A 14,299-nucleotide genomic window follows, 5' to 3' on the forward strand; every position below is an offset into this window, starting at 1 on the left:
CCGGTATGCCGGGTGGCTAGGGTTGGCCCGTGCTCAGGACTTCGGTGGCGGTTGCGGCAGGCAAGGCGGCGCGGGCCGCCTCCAGACTGAGGGGCGGGGGCTCGGCGCTGCCGGGCCTGGTGGTCGAGCGGGTGGACCCGGCGTTCCTCGCGCACGCCCTGGCCGACCTGCCGCGCGGGATCATCGTGGTCAGCGGCACCAACGGCAAGACCACGACCACCAAGATGCTCGCGGCGATCCTGCGCGAGCACGGGCTGCGGGTCTTCACCAACCCCACAGGCAGCAACTTCACCCGCGGCGTGATCTCCTCGATGATCCCCGAGATCCACCTCGGCGGCCGGCTCGACGCCGACGTCGCGGTGCTCGAGCTCGACGAGGCCCACGCGCTGAAGTTCGCCGCCGCGGTCAGGCCGACCCACTCGCTGCTGCTCAACGTGGCCCGCGACCAGCTCGACCGGTTCGCCGAGATCGACCACACCGCCCAGCTGCTGGCCCAGCTCGCTGAGCAGACCACCGGCGGCGTGGTGCTCAACATCGACGACTCCTTCGTCGCGCGGATCCGCGACCGGGTCGCCGACGGGGTCGAGGTGCGCTACTTCGGCGTCGACCCCTCGATCTCAGAGCGGCTGCCCGAGCTGATGGAGGCCGACGTCCGGTTCGAGGACGACTGGGCCGCGCCGAGCCCGACCGACGGCGACGGGCTGCTCAAGCCGGCCGACGAGCGCTCGTTCGAGGTGCGCTTCGGCGCCGAGGGCGTCGTCGGCCCGGTCGAGCTGCGCCAGCGCGGGCTCGCCGCGATGATCAACGCCACGGCGGCCACGACCACGGCCAAGATGCTGCTGGGCCAGGACTTCCGCGAGGCGTCCACGGTCGCCGCGCTGCAGAAGGTGCAGCCGCCCTTCGGCCGCGGCGAGATCATCGACGCGGACGGCCAGCCGCTGGAGCTGGTGCTGGTCAAGAACCCGGCCGGCTTCACCGTCGCGCTGGGCACCTACGGCAGCACGCCGGTGGCCTCGATGGTGGCCATCAACGACAACTACGCCGACGGCCGCGACGTGTCCTGGCTCTACGACGTCAGCTTCGAGAGCCTGCGCGAGCGGGGCGTGGCGATCACCTCCGGGGTCCGGGCCTACGACATGGCGTTGCGGCTGCAGTACGACGACGTCGCCGTCGAGGAGGTCGAGCCCGACCTGGACAAGGCGCTGGAACGCTTCCTCACGGCATACCCGGACGAGCCCAAGCGCATCTTCTGCACCTACACCGCCATGATGGCCCTGCGTCGCGACCTCGCCGCGCGCTACGGCCTCGCCAACTTCGGGGAGGACCCCCAGTGAGCAAGGGCCGCATCAACCTCGTGCACATCTACCCGCGGGAGATGAGCATCTACGGCGACCTGGGCAACACCCGCTGCCTGGCCTCGCGGCTGCGCTGGCACGGGTACGAGGCCGTCGTCCACCAGCACCACCCGGGCACGGAGTTCCCCGAGGACGCCCACCTCGTCGTCGGCGGCGGCGGGCAGGACTCCGGGCAGGCCCGCGTGGAGGCCGACCTCGAGCGCAACGGCGACCGGCTCAAGGCCCTGGCGGCCGACGGCACGCCGATGCTGATGATCTGCGGGATGTACCAGCTGTTCGGCAACGCGTTCATCACCGTCGAGGGCCGCAGCCTGCCGGGCCTGGGCATCCTCGACGTGACCACCCGCGGGAACGCCAAGCGGATGATCGGCCCGGTCGTGCTCGACACCGAGTTCGGCGAGGTCGTCGGCTACGAGAACCACTCCGGCTCCACCGTGCTGGGGGAGGGTCAGAAGCCCTTCGGCACGGTGCGCTCCGGCATGGGCAACAACGGCACCGACCAGACCGAGGGTGCGACGACCGGCAACGTGTTCGGGTCCTACCTGCACGGCCCGATCCTGCCGGCCAACCCGGCCTTCGCCGACGCGCTCATCGCGCGGGCGGTCGAGCGGGCCACCGGCCGGGCGTTCGAGCCCGGCACCCCCGACGACACCCTCGCCGACCAGGCGCGGCTGCGGCAGGTGCGCCGGCTCGTCGGCTGAGTGCCCACGCCCACCCGGGGTATGCCGGGTGCTCACCCTTGCGCCGAGAGGGACGTTTCTCGGGGTTCGAGAGGTCCCCAAGCACGAGAAACGTCCCTGTCGGCGGAGTGGGTCAAGCCCGGGTGGGTGCTCAGTCGGCGGGGCGCTGCTTGCGGGACAGGCCCCAGGCCATCCAGCCGAGCGCGCCCAGCGGGATCTCCATCAGGTGGGTGTAGACCGAGAACAGCACCACGCCCGCGGTCGCGCCGGCGGGGTCGGCACCCCAGCCGACGAGCACGGCCGCCGTGCCGGTCTCGGTGACCCCGACGCCGCCGGGGGTGATGCCGACCGCGGTCAGCAGCCGGCCCAGGGCGTAGGCGGCGAACATGTGCGCGAAGGAGACGTGCACCCCGGTGGCGTTGAGGCAGAACCAGAACAGCACGTAGTAGACGCCGAAGAAGCCGACGAGGCCGAAGGTCATGCTGGCCCACCCGGTCCGGACCACCCCGGAGATGCGCCCGCGCAGGTCGTGCACGAGCTCGTCGATGCCGAGGTCGTGGCTGCGCTGGGTGCGCCGCGAGATCGGCCGCAGCAGCTTGTCCAACGTGCGCCCGACCACGGTCGCGGCGCGCTCGGAGGCGATGACCGCGATGAACGTGCCGAGCAGCAGCACCCCGAGGACGCCACCGACCACGGCCCCGCCGGCGACGGCCCGTGGCAGGTCACCGGCCCCGAACAGCAGCGCCGCGATGCCGATGATCGGCAGCACCACCCGGGCCAGCACGTTCCACACGCCGCTGACCACGATCGAGGTCGAGATGTCGCGGCGCGAGAAGCCCCAGGAGCGGCACATCGCGTAGGTCGCCGCGACCCCGGCCGCCCCGCCGAACGGCAGCAGGTTGCCGACGGAGGAGCCGCAGACGTTGACGATCAGCGCCCGGGGGTGGGACAGGCCCGGCAGCGACCCGGTGAGGGTGAACGTGTAGAGCCACAGCCCCGCCATCATGAGGAACAGCAGGCCCAGCGCCGTGGAGGGGCCGACGTGGCGCATCAGCTCGAAGACCTTGTGCCAGCTCGTGCCGACGAAGTGCGGCAGCCCCCAGGCGAGCACCGCCACGGCGATGGCCAGGCCACCCAGGCCCTGCAGCAGCTGCCGCGCGGTGGGCCGGGTGAAGCGGGGGACGTCGGTCTCGTCCGTCGCCGGACGTGCCACGGTCTCTCCCTGCGCGGCGCTCACGTCAGCCCCGCGAACACGTCATGGGCCACCGGCGCCCCGGCCGGGTGCCGCGGGTCGACGAACCACTCCCGCCCGAAGACGAGGTCGTAGACCGGCCGCGGGATGCGCAGGAAGGCCGCCAGGGTGCGGTCGGCGCCCCCGTCCGCGCTGGCCTGGGAGGCGTGGGCGCGCATGGAGGCGCGCTTCGCGGCGGCATACCGGCGCACGCTGATCCGGTGGGTGATCGCCGCGCGAGGGCTGAACGCGCGTTGGAACGAGGTCGGGTCGAACTCGGGCGGGAAACGGTAGACCTTGCCGGCCAGGGCGATGGCCCGGCAGATCGTGTCGCGCGGCACGGTGGCCTCGAGCACCCTCGGTGTCCCCGCCAGCTCGGCCGCACGGGCTCCCACCTCGTGCACCTTCACATGGTCACGATGCCCGTAGCCGCCGTTGGCGTCGTACGTCAGAAGGACGTCGACCGACTCCTCCTCGAGGATGGCGGCCAGCCGTCGTGCCGCCTCGTCGGTGTCGGCCCGGACGAACCGGGTGCGCCCCGGCGGGTCCGGCTGCAGGTCGTCGGCCAGGCCGCTGTCGGCATAACCCAGGTGTTCCACGCGTGCCACCCCCAGTGCCTGCGCGCTCTCGCGCAGCTCCTCGAGCCGGCGTTGCCCCAGCCGGCCGTCCCCGGCGAACTCGGCGGAGGCCAGACCCAGGTCCCCGTCCGTCGCCACCACCACGATGACACGGTGACCCTCCGCCGCGGCACGCGCCATCGTCCCCGAGGTCAGCAGCGCCTCGTCGTCGGGGTGGGCGTGGAAGGCACAAAGGGTGTGTGGCATCGGGGTACATCCTGACTCATGGAAGGCTGGGTTTCGTGAAGGTTGCCCTGCTGTCCGACTGTTACCTGCCCCGCCTGGGGGGCATCGAGGTGCAGGTCCACGACCTTGCCGTGCGGCTGCGCGGCCGTGGACACCAGGTGAGCGTGTTCACCGCCACACCCGGTGCGCACGGGGAGCGGGGCGGTTTCGTCGACGTGGTCGACGGCATCGAGGTGCACCGGCTGGCCCTGCGGCTGCCCTTCGAGCTGCCGGTCAACCCCCTCGCCCCACCCGAGCTGCGGCGCCGGCTGCAGCAGGGAGGGTATGACGTGGCGCACGTGCACATGGGCGTGGTCAGCCCGTTCGCGGTCGACTGCGCCCGCGTCACCACCTCGATCGGGCTGCCCACGACGATGACGTGGCACTGCATGCTCGGGGCCGCGGCGCCGCTGTTCCGGCTGGTCCCGACCGTGCGGGGCTGGGCCGAGGCGGGGGTGGCGATGAACGCCGTGTCCGGCGTGGCCGGGGAGCCGCTGCAGCGGGCGATCGGCGACGCCGGGGTGGTGGAGAACCTGCCCAACGGCATCGACGTCTCCGCGTGGCTGACCGAGCGCGGGCCGCAGGCGGGTGCGGACGGCATACGGGTGGTGTCGGCGATGCGCCTGGCCGCGCGCAAGCGGCCGATGGCGCTGCTGCACGCGGTGCTGCGGGTGCGCGAGCTGGCCCCGGACGTGCCGTTCACCCTCGAGGTGCTGGGGGAGGGCCCGGACCGGGCGCGGCTGCAGCGCTTCGTGGACCGGCACGACCTGGCCGGTACGGTGCGCCTGGTCGGGCGGGTCAGCCGGGAGGAGCTGCGCCGGACGTACGCGGACGCGGACATCTACGTCGCCCCCGCCCGGCTGGAGAGCTTCGGCATCGCCGCGCTGGAGGCCCGCACCGCCGGGCTGCCCGTGGTGGGCCTGTGGGGCAGTGGGCTCAACGAGTACGTCGAGGACGGCGTCAACGGGTTCCTCGCCGGCGACGACGAGGCGCTGGCCGGCTGCGTCGCCCGGCTGCTGCTCGACGACGCGCTGCGCCGCCGCATGGCGGAGCACAACCGGCAGGTCCCCCCGGCCCAGTCCTGGGAGCACGTGCTGGAGCGGGCCGAGGCGGAGTACGCCCGGGCGATCGCGCTCGCGGGGGCCCGCCGATGACCCGGCAGCGCACCCCGCAGCCGCTCATCGAGGTCGTCGGGGTCGACGCCGCCGGCGCGGAGGTCGCCCGGCAGCGGCTCGGCCACGGCCAGGACCCCCAGGCCCTGCTGTGGGCCTGCGGCTGGCGCGCGGTGGACGCCCTGGAGGTGAGCAGCCACTCCGGGCACCGGCACGTGCTGACCGCCCGCTTCCAGGTCGCCCCGGCGCAGGGCCGGCCGCCGGTGCCGCACACCGCGGTGGTGCACCGCGACCGCGACCTGGTCGTCGGGCCCGGTGAGGTCGCCGACCCCTACCAGCGGGTGGCGGCGTATGCCGTGGTGACCAGCGAGCGCGGGCTGCTGCTGGCCCAGCTGTCGGGGCTGACCAGCGAGCCGGGGCGCTGGGGGCTGCCCGGCGGTGGGCTCGACCCGCACGAGGCGCCGGCCGACACGGTGCTGCGCGAGGTCTGGGAGGAGAGCGGGCAGCGGGTCGAGGTGACCTCGCTGGCCGGCATCCAGAGCAGCCACTGGGTCGGCCGGGCGCCCGACGGCCGGCTGGAGGACTTCCACGCGGTGCGCATCGTCTACCGCGCCACCTGCGGCGAGCCGACCGAGCCGGTGGTCCACGACGTCGGCGGCACCACCGCGTCGGCGGCGTGGTTCCCCACCGACGACCTGGCCGGCCTGCCGCTGACCGCCGGCTGGCGTGCTGCGCTCGCGCTGTGGCCTCCCCATGGCCACGATGCTGGCGGGCGCGGCTGACCCGGACCATCAGGGCCTGCCCTGAGCCGACCCGGGTCGCCCCCTGAAAACGCGCGCCGGGAGGAGGTCGGCCCCGACCTGCCGAGAGGGACGTTCGTCGGGTCTGCGGTGGTGCGAAACCCGGAGGAACGTCCCTCTCGGCGAGGTCTTCAGGGGCCGGGGCCGGCCGCGCGGGTCAGCTGGCCTTGTCGACGAACGCCGTCGTGTAGGTCTCCTCGAGCTTGATCGCGTCCTTCTTCGCCTTGACCTTGTCGTTGAAGGTGCCGAGCACGTCCAGCACGGTCTGCGGGCCGCCCTCGGGCATCCGGCCGTCGGAGGTGAACATCGGCGAGGAGTCCTTGATCGACTTCACGTAGAGCGCCTGGTTGCCACCGGCGTAGTCGGCCGGCATCTTCGCGGCGATCTCGCTCGCGTCGTGGCTGCCGATCCACCTCATCGTCTTCACGAACGCGTTGACGACCTTCTGCACCGTCTGCGGGTTGGCCTTGACGTAGTCGCAGCCCATGTAGAGCGACGCCGCCGGGTAGAGGCCGCCGAGCGCCTGGCGGGTGCCCTCCTCGGTGCGCATGTCGACGAGCACCTTGCCCAGGCCCTTGGCCTCGACGTTGGCGATGGTGGGGTCGGTGGTCATGCCGGCGTCGATGCCGCCGTTGGACAGGGCCGCGATGAACGTCGACCCGGCGCCGGCCTTGACCGTGGAGTAGTCGGCCGCCTTGATCCCGTTCTTCGCCGCGAGGTACTGCGTCAGGTAGTCCGTGGAGGAGCCGGGCGAGGTGACGCCGAGCTTCTTGCCCTTGAAGTCCCTGGCTCCGGTGAGCGACCCGGCGGCCTGCGTCGAGACGACCTCGGCCTCGCCGGGGGTCTTGGCAAGCTGGACGACGCTGGTCAGGCACTTGCCCTGGGCCTGCAGGGTGACGGTGTGGTCGTAGAACCCGACGACGCCCTGCACCTGCCCGGCGAGCAGGACGTTCTCCGCGGAGGCGCCGGACGGCTCGGTGAGCAGCTGGACGTCGACGCCCTGCTCCTTGAAGTAGCCGAGCTGCTCGGTGAGCTTGGCCGGCAGGTAGATCACCTTGTCGATGCCGCCGACCATGATCTTGACCTGCGGCTGACCCGCGGCGTTGGTGCTCGCGCCGGCGCGGGAGTCGCGACAGGCGGACAGCGCCGCGAGGGCGAGGGGCAGGGCGACGAGCGCGGCGAGCTTGTGGGTGCGCGGGCGCATGGCAGTGCTCTCTTTCGTGAGGTGGGGTGGAAAGGCGTTGAACCGCAGCGGTATCCGCGGGTGGTGCGGACCGGGGGCGCGTCGCCGGCGGCGACGGCCCGGGATACGGGCCCGTGGTGGCCGACGGGCTAGAGGCCGGAGGCGGCGTTGCCCTTGACGGCGGGGCGCCAGGCGGTGAGGCGCACCTCGACCTTGCTGATGAGCCATTCGGCGACCAGGGCGATCACGGTGGTGACGATCATCCCGGCGTAGATGCCGGCGGCGTCGAAGTTGCCCTGGGCGTGGTTGATGAGGATGCCCAGGCCCTTGTCGGCGCCGGTGAACTCGCCGACGATCGCGCCGATGAGGGCGAAGCCGAAGGCGACGTGCAGGCTGGCCAGGATCCAGGACGTGGCGCTCGGCAGGATGATCGTGCGCAGCATGTCCCACCGGCCGGCGCCGAGGATGCGGGCGTTGTCGACCAGCACCTTGTCGACCTCGCGGGCGCCCTGGAAGGCGTTGAAGAACACCGCGAAGAAGACGAGCACGAAGCTGGTGGCGACCTTGGAGCTCATGCCCAGGCCGAACCAGATGACGAACAGCGACGCGAGCACGATGCGGGGGATCGCGTTGGCGCCCTTGATGAAGGGCGCGAGCACGTCAGCCAGGAACGGGCTGCGGCCCAGCGCGACGCCGAGCAGCACGCCGGCGAGGCTGCCGAGGACGAAGCCGTAGACGGCCTCCTGCAGGGTGATCGCGATGTTCTCCCAGATCGTGCCCTGCGAGGTGCCGACCGTGAACCACTCCACGAGCCTGGTCCAGATCTGGCTGGGCATCGAGTAGTAGAACGGGTCGATCACGGTCCGCGCGGCCAGCTCCCAGGAGGCGAGCCAGGCGGCCACGAGGACCACCCGCACCAGGTTGACCATGACCGGGGAGTGCCCGGAACGCCCGCGCAGGAAGGCGATCGGGCCGGCCGCGCGGGCGGGAGCCTCCTCGGCGGGGGTGGGGGTGGCGTCGGCCGCACGCTCGGTCCGCTCAAGCAACACGGGAGGCTCCTCGGGCACGGGTGATCTCCACTTCCTCGCGCAGGCTGTCCCACACGCGGCGGTACAGCTCGGTGAACTCGGGCGTCAGCCGGATCTCCTCGACCCGGCGCGGCCGGGGCAGGTCGACGGTGACGACGTCCTTGACGGTGGCCGGCCCGGCGGTCATGACGACCACGCGGTCGGCGAGGCTGATCGCCTCGGTGAGGTCGTGCGTGACGAACACGACCGCGGCGCCGGTGCCGGACCACAGCCGCAGCAGCTCGTCCTGCATGAGCTCGCGGGTCTGCACGTCCAGGGCGCCGAACGGCTCGTCGAGCAGCAGCAGCGACGGCTCGGTGATCAATGTCTGGGCCATGGCGACGCGCTTGCGCATGCCGCCGGAGAGCTGGTGCGGGTAGCGGTCCTCGAAGCCGGCGAGGCCGACCCGGGCGATCCAGTCGCGGGCGCGCTCGCGGGCCTCGGACGTCGGGACCTTGCGGTAGCGCAGGCCGAGGGCGACGTTGTCGAGCACGTTCTTCCACGGCAGCACCGCGTCGGACTGGAACATGTAGCCCACCCCGTCCGGGATGCCGGTGACCGGGGCGCCGTGCACCTGCACGGTGCCGGAGGTGGCCGGTTCGAGGCCGGAGACGAGCGAGAGCGTCGTCGACTTGCCGCAGCCCGTGGGGCCGACGACGGTGACGAACTCGCCGGCGGCGACGGTGAGGTCGACGTCGGTGATGGCGGTGAAGGCCGAGCCGTCACGGGTGGCGAACTTCTTGCTCGCCCCCCGCAAGGTGATGGCCGGTGCGGTGGTCTGGCTCATGACGGGCGACCGTAGGAGGGACGTGACCCAGCGCACATCCCTTGCGTGCGTTACGGCCTCATTTCACACAAGTGGCGTTCTGCGCGTTCTGCTCATGACCCCCGCAGGCGACCCGTCGCCATACCGTGTCCGGGTGCTCACACGCTCCTCCCGGCGGCTGCCGCTGCGGGCCCAGGCGATCCTGTTCCAGGTCGCGGTGCTCGCGCTGGTCCTCGTGCTCGCCACACTCGTCTCCACCATGGTGCTCCGCCGCGACCTCGAGCAGCAGTTCGAGCAGCGCGCGCTGGGCATCGCCCGGACCGTGGCGCAGCGGGAGCAGCTGGCCACCGAGGTCAGCAGCACCGAGCCTTCGGTGGACGGCCCGGTCCAGCGGTATGCCGCGCAGGTGCGCCGCGCGACCGGTGCGCTCTACGTCGTGGTCACCGACGACGCGGGGATCCGGTTCAGCCACCCGACGACCTCGCTGATCGGCCAGCGGGTGAGCACCGACCCCTCCGACGCGCTCGCCGGCCGTGAGGTGGTGGCGATCCAGCGCGGCACGCTGGGCGACTCGGCCCGCGGCAAGGTGCCGCTGCGTGCCGCCGACGGACGGGTGGTCGGCGAGGTCAGCGTCGGCATCGACATCGCCGACCTCAACCACCGGATGTGGCAGCTGGCCGGCCTGCTGGCCCTGGTCGCCGCCGCAGCGCTGGCCCTGGGCTCGCTGGGGGCGGTGGCCCTGGCCCGGCGGCTGCGGCAGGCCACGCTCGGGCTGGAGCCGGAGGACATGGCCGACCTGCTGCGCGAGCACGAGGCGGTGCTCGGCGGGGTGCGCGACGGCGTGCTGGCCGTGGACGACCGCGAGCGGGTGAGTGTCTGCAACGCCGAGGCGAGCCGGCTGCTCGGCGCCTCGGTCGGCCTCGGCGTGCCGCTGGCCGGCTCCGGGGTGCCGGAGGAGGTCCAGGCGCTGCTGACGACCCCGGAGGCGCCGACCGGGGCGATGCGGGTGGTGGGGGAGCGGGTTGTCCTGGCCACCCGGCTGCCGGTGCGCCGCGAGGGACGCGACCTGGGCCAGGTGCTGATCCTGCGGGACCGCTCGGACCTCGACGAGCTGGGCCGCGAGCTCGAGGCCACCCGGGCGCTGACCGACGCCCTGCGCGCCCAGGCGCACGAGTACACCAACCGGCTGCACGCCCTCAGCGGGCTGCTGCACCTGGGCCACGTCGAGGAGGCACAGGGCTACCTCGACGACCTGCAGGATGGTGCCGCCCTCGGGGCCGGGGTCGAGGACCCTTACCTCGCAGGGCTGCTCGCGGCCAAGGCTGCGGCGGCGTCGGAGTCGGGGGTGACCCTGACGGTGACCGACGCGACCTGGGTGCCGGCCCGGCTGCGGGCCCCGCTGGACGCGGTCACGGTCGTGGCCAACCTCGTCGACAACGCCGTCCGTGCGGCCGCGGACGGTCCGGCCCGTCCGGCCACCGTGGAGGTCACGCTGGTCGCCGACGGCGCCGACCTGCTCGTGCACGTCGTCGACTCCGGCGCCGGGGTGCCGCCGACCGAGGTGGGTCGGGTGTTCGCCAGCGGGTTCACCACCCGTGCGGACGGGGCCGAGCGGCACGGCATCGGGCTGGTGCTGGCCCGGCAGACCGCCCGCCGGCACGCCGGGGACGTGGAGCTGGTCGACGCCGGGGGCGGCGGGCACGGCGCCGTCTTCCGCGCGAGGATGGGCGGCGTGCTGCTGCGCGAGGGGCAGGCCGCCACCCCCGGCCACGAGGAGCTGACGTGATCCGGGTGCTGGTCGTCGACGACGACTTCCGGGTCGCCCGCGTGCACGCGTCGTACTGCGAGCGGGTGCCGGGGTTCGAGGTCGTCGGCACCACGCACACCGCGGCCGACGCGCTGCGCCTGGCCGCCGAGACCGCACCGGACCTGGTGTTGCTCGACGAGTACCTCCCGGACCGGCCGGGCTCCTCGGTGATCGGCGAGATCGGGGCGGCCGTCATCGTCATCAGCGCGGCCGACGACGCGGCCACGGTGCGCCAGGCGATCGCGCGCGGCGCGGTCAACTACCTCGTCAAGCCGTTCGCCCCCTCGGTCCTGGCCGACCGGCTGGTGGCGTTCGAGCGGTTCCACCGCTCCCTGCACGGCGACCGGCAGCTCGACCAGCAGGCGGTCGACCGGGCGATGCGGATGCTGCACGAGGGCGACCTCACCGGCTCGGCGCTGCCCAAGGGGCGGTCAGCGGTGACAGCCGAGGCGGTCCGCGAGGCGCTGCGCTCCTCCGGGGAGCCGATGACCGCGCAGGCGATCGCCGACGCGGTCGGGGTGTCCCGGGCGACCGCCCAGCGCTACCTGGCCGACCTGGCCCGGGCCGGCCGCGTCCAGCTGGGCCTGCGCTACGGCGCGACCGGGCGGCCCGAGCACCGCTACGAGTGGCTCGGCGGCACCGACCACGCCTGACGAGCACGTCCGAACGCACCAGTTCCGTCGTTTCGTGGCCCTGACTGGCCGGAAACGACGGAACTGGTGCGTTCGGTGGGTGGCACGATGACGCCCGTGGGGAGCGCGCGCGAGGTCCTGGGCATCGAGGTCAATGACGCGCTGATGGCCCGGTGGGCAGGCTGGTTCGCCCCGCAGGTGCAGCCCTTCCTCGTGCCGGTGGGGAGCGCCCTCGCTGAGCTGGGACGTCCGGTGGCCACCGGACCCGCCGCCGTGGAGTGGCGCGACACGTTCGAGATCTACACCCCGCCCTCCGGGATGTCGTGTCGCGGCGTGACGGCCGCCGAGTTCATGGCGCTGCCGCGGGAGGGGCGCGCTGCGCTGGTGCGCACCCAACGGGCCGTTGGACGACGACTCGTGCCGAGCGTGCGGGCCTGGCCGGCGCTGCGTGCCCATGGCAGCCGTGAGCAGGCCGACGGGCACCGGTTCGTCTGGTGGCCGGACCTGCTGGAGGGCCGCGAGGACGAGGCGCTCGTGCCGTTCGTGGAGGAGGGGATGCGGCGCAGCCGTCACGCCGAGGTCCCGGCTGCCACCTGGCGCGAGGCCGGTCGCGTTCTCCCGGGGCCCGTGTGCTGGCCGGGACGTTCCCGGACGGCAGCGGACCCAACTGCCTGGCGACGGTGATGGCTGCCTCGGGGGTCAGCGACGCGGCGACGCAGTGGATGCAGCGGGAGCCGTTCGAGGAGTGGCTCGCCGCCCGCACGCGTCCCGGCGGCCGGGACGACCGTCCGGGCACGGTCCTGGTGTGGCGTTCGGCGGAGGGGCTCGTCCAGCACGCTGCCGTCACCCTCGGCGACGGCTGGGCGTTGCACAAGCCCTCGCAGGGGTGGATGAGCCCGGTGAAGGTCCTCACCGTGGCCGAGGTGCTGCTCAGCGCACGGTGTCCGGGCCGGCGGCTCACGCGACGCATCCTGGCCCAGCCGCCCCCGACCTGACATGCCGAGAGGGACGTTCCTCGGGGTTCGCGTACTGCGAAACCCGGAGGTACGTCCCTCTCGGCGGGATGAGGGTCAGTGCTCGCGGCCGCGCTCGCGGCGGGTCAGGCCCACCACGCCGATGAGCAGCAGCAGCAGGCCGGCCACGATCACCGAGCCGGGACCGAGCTGCGACCAGCTGACCGTCAGGTCCGTCGTCTCGCGCAGGATCGCCAGCGCGGCGACCGCGATCGCGAACACGCCGAGCAGGATCGCCGCGGCGTGCGGCCCGCGCGGGCGCTCCGGAGAGGTGACCGCCGGGGCCGCCGGAGCCACGGCCGGCGTGGCCGCAGCCGCCGGGGTGACCGACTCGGCATACCGCTGGGTGTCTTCGCCGACCGGCGCGCTCGGCGCGTCCTGGGGCTCGCCGGTGGAGGGCAGGGCCTGGGTCGGGTCGCCGGCCTCGACCGGCTCGGTGCCGTCGTGGGACTGGTCCATGCTCATTCCTTGACCACCTTGATCTCTCCGAAACCGACGCCGGCCTTGATGGTCAGCTCGGTGGGGCCGGTGCCGATGACGGCGTGCTTGCTGACGTCGCTGCCCGAGCTGTTGCTCACGCCGCCGTCCTGGGGGTAGGTGATCTCGCCGACGCCCACATGGCTGTCGACGGCGACCGTGACGTCGTTGGGCACGATGACGGTCAGCTGGCCGACGCCGACGGATGCCGGCACGGTGACCGCGGTCAGGCCGTTCGCCGGCAGCCGGGTGAGGTCGAGGACCGCGTCGCCGACGGCGATGCCGAAGGTTGAGTCCGCCGAGATCGTCTGCGGCCGCCAGGTCTGGTCGCCGATGCGGGCGCTGACGTTGAGGTTGCTGGGGAAGATCGCCACGGCCCACACGGCGACGGCGAGGCAGACGGTGAGGAAGCCGAGGAAGCCCGCGCGCCACCCGGCGATCCCGATGCCGAGGACGAGCACGCCCAGGGCGCCGAGCGCGCTGGCGAGGGCGATGACGGTGTGGTTGCCGGGCAGGTTGAACACGTCGCCCAGCCAGGTCATCAGGCCGTAGGTCACCAGGGCGAGGCCGATGCCGACCAGGGTCATCAGCGCTCCACCCGAACGGCGCCGCGCGGGCGGGGTGAAGCTGCTCCCGACCTGCTGGCCCCAGGCACTGGCACGCTCGCCGACACCCTGGCCCCAGGCGGCGGCGCGCTCGCCGGCGTCCTGACCCCAGGCCGCGGTGCGCTCGGCCACCTGCGTTGACCACGCAGCCCCCGCGGGCGCCGACGGTGCCGCGCCCATGGCCGAGGTCGTCGTGGTGGGGCCGGTGGGCGGCGTGCCCTGCTCACCCGGCGCCGCCGGCTGCGCGGGCTGGCCGGGAGGGGCCGGGGGCGTGCGGCCCTCGCGGTTGCTCAACGCCCACCACAGCAGGCCGCCCAGGACGAGCAGCCCCCACGGGAAGCTCCAGAAGCCGTTGTGGCCGAACCACCACGGGAAGCCGCTGAACACGGCGAAGCCGGTGATGACCAGCAGCACCACCGCGCTGCCCTCGCCGTGCCGGAGGGCGCGCTCGGCCATGATCGAGCCGTTCGTGTCCGGCAGCAGCAGCCACGCGACCAGGTAGGCCGAGACGCCCACGCCACCGAGCAGCACCAGCAGCACCGTCGCGGCGCGCACGATCACCGGGTCGACGCCGAGGCGGTCGGCGATGCCGGAGCAGACGCCGCCGATCCACCTGTCGTGGGCGCGTCGCCGGACCCCCAGGCCGCGCAGGCCGTCGAAGAACTTGTCGAGCGCGTTCACCGGTGCGCTCCCCGTCGATTCGTTCATGGCTCGATCCTGCTGCGCGCC

General features: G+C 73.3%; 15 protein-coding genes. 8 read left to right on the plus strand and 7 right to left on the minus strand.

The features are described 5' to 3' along the window. Positions 1–29 precede the first annotated feature (29 nt). Positions 30–1,334 (plus strand): Mur ligase family protein, encoded by a 1,305-nt coding sequence (locus FB474_RS02505; protein ID WP_141787221.1) that lies wholly within the window; start codon positions 30–32, stop codon positions 1,332–1,334. Then, positions 1,331–2,056 carry a type 1 glutamine amidotransferase gene (locus tag FB474_RS02510; RefSeq protein WP_141787222.1) on the plus strand — a complete coding sequence of 242 codons (726 nt, stop codon included), beginning with the start codon at positions 1,331–1,333 and terminating at the stop codon, positions 2,054–2,056. Before FB474_RS02505 ends, FB474_RS02510 begins: the two co-directional genes overlap by 4 nt. A 130-nt stretch (positions 2,057–2,186) precedes the next feature. On the opposite strand, the gene FB474_RS02515 is transcribed toward FB474_RS02510, so the two are convergent. Further along, entirely contained in the window at positions 2,187–3,248 is a 1,062-nt protein-coding gene (locus FB474_RS02515) for a lysylphosphatidylglycerol synthase transmembrane domain-containing protein (protein WP_246092009.1), read from the minus strand. A 20-nt stretch (positions 3,249–3,268) separates the two neighbouring features. Beyond that, complete coding sequence (locus FB474_RS02520; protein ID WP_141787223.1) at positions 3,269–4,090, minus strand: PIG-L deacetylase family protein; 822 nt, start codon at positions 4,088–4,090, stop codon at positions 3,269–3,271. A gap of 35 nt (positions 4,091–4,125) precedes the next feature. On the opposite strand from FB474_RS02520, the gene FB474_RS02525 reads away from it, so the two are divergent. Further along, entirely contained in the window at positions 4,126–5,262 is a 1,137-nt protein-coding gene (locus FB474_RS02525; protein ID WP_141787224.1) for a glycosyltransferase family 4 protein, read from the plus strand. Continuing rightward, positions 5,259–6,002, plus strand: a complete 744-nt coding sequence (locus tag FB474_RS02530) for an NUDIX hydrolase (RefSeq protein ID WP_141787225.1) — start codon at positions 5,259–5,261, stop codon at positions 6,000–6,002. The genes FB474_RS02525 and FB474_RS02530 overlap by 4 nt, the downstream gene beginning before the upstream one ends. 175 nt (positions 6,003–6,177) lie before the next feature. On the opposite strand, the gene FB474_RS02535 is transcribed toward FB474_RS02530, so the two are convergent. From FB474_RS02535 to FB474_RS02545, 3 genes are all read right to left on the minus strand, one after another. Beyond that, the gene (locus FB474_RS02535) at positions 6,178–7,224 is read right to left on the minus strand and encodes an ABC transporter substrate-binding protein (RefSeq protein ID WP_141787226.1); all 1,047 of its coding nucleotides are present in this window, start codon (positions 7,222–7,224) and stop codon (positions 6,178–6,180) included. A 128-nt stretch (positions 7,225–7,352) separates the two neighbouring features. Beyond that, positions 7,353–8,252, minus strand: a complete 900-nt coding sequence (locus FB474_RS02540) for an ABC transporter permease (protein ID WP_221632410.1) — start codon at positions 8,250–8,252, stop codon at positions 7,353–7,355. Next, positions 8,242–9,057: an ABC transporter ATP-binding protein gene (locus tag FB474_RS02545; RefSeq protein WP_141787227.1), complete on the minus strand. Its 816-nt coding sequence runs from the start codon at positions 9,055–9,057 to the stop codon at positions 8,242–8,244. Before FB474_RS02545 ends, FB474_RS02540 begins: the two co-directional genes overlap by 11 nt. 133 nt (positions 9,058–9,190) lie before the next feature. Between FB474_RS02545 and FB474_RS02550 the strand changes: the two genes are divergently transcribed. The 4 genes from FB474_RS02550 (at position 9,191) to FB474_RS20920 (ending at position 12,470) form a co-directional block, all read left to right on the plus strand. After that, complete coding sequence (locus FB474_RS02550) at positions 9,191–10,822, plus strand: sensor histidine kinase (RefSeq protein WP_185746008.1); 1,632 nt, start codon at positions 9,191–9,193, stop codon at positions 10,820–10,822. Beyond that, on the plus strand, positions 10,819–11,496 hold the full coding sequence (locus FB474_RS02555; RefSeq protein WP_141787229.1) for a response regulator: 678 nt from the start codon (positions 10,819–10,821) through the stop codon (positions 11,494–11,496). Before FB474_RS02550 ends, FB474_RS02555 begins: the two co-directional genes overlap by 4 nt. A 96-nt stretch (positions 11,497–11,592) precedes the next feature. Next, positions 11,593–12,159: a hypothetical protein gene (locus tag FB474_RS20915; RefSeq protein WP_221632411.1), complete on the plus strand. Its 567-nt coding sequence runs from the start codon at positions 11,593–11,595 to the stop codon at positions 12,157–12,159. Then, a complete protein-coding gene (locus FB474_RS20920; protein WP_221632412.1) occupies positions 12,159–12,470 on the plus strand; it encodes a hypothetical protein in 312 nt (103 codons plus the stop codon). The genes FB474_RS20915 and FB474_RS20920 overlap by 1 nt, the downstream gene beginning before the upstream one ends. A gap of 75 nt (positions 12,471–12,545) precedes the next feature. Here the strand turns inward: FB474_RS20920 and FB474_RS02565 are convergent, their stop codons facing one another. Both FB474_RS02565 and FB474_RS02570 read right to left on the minus strand, forming a co-directional pair. Next, entirely contained in the window at positions 12,546–12,953 is a 408-nt protein-coding gene (locus tag FB474_RS02565; protein ID WP_141787230.1) for a hypothetical protein, read from the minus strand. Next, on the minus strand, positions 12,950–14,278 hold the full coding sequence (locus tag FB474_RS02570; RefSeq protein ID WP_185746009.1) for a PspC domain-containing protein: 1,329 nt from the start codon (positions 14,276–14,278) through the stop codon (positions 12,950–12,952). The genes FB474_RS02565 and FB474_RS02570 overlap by 4 nt, the downstream gene beginning before the upstream one ends. Between the last annotated feature and the right edge of the window lie 21 nt (positions 14,279–14,299).

Source organism: Oryzihumus leptocrescens, assembly GCF_006716205.1.
In the GTDB taxonomy this organism is placed as follows: domain Bacteria; phylum Actinomycetota; class Actinomycetes; order Actinomycetales; family Dermatophilaceae; genus Oryzihumus; species Oryzihumus leptocrescens.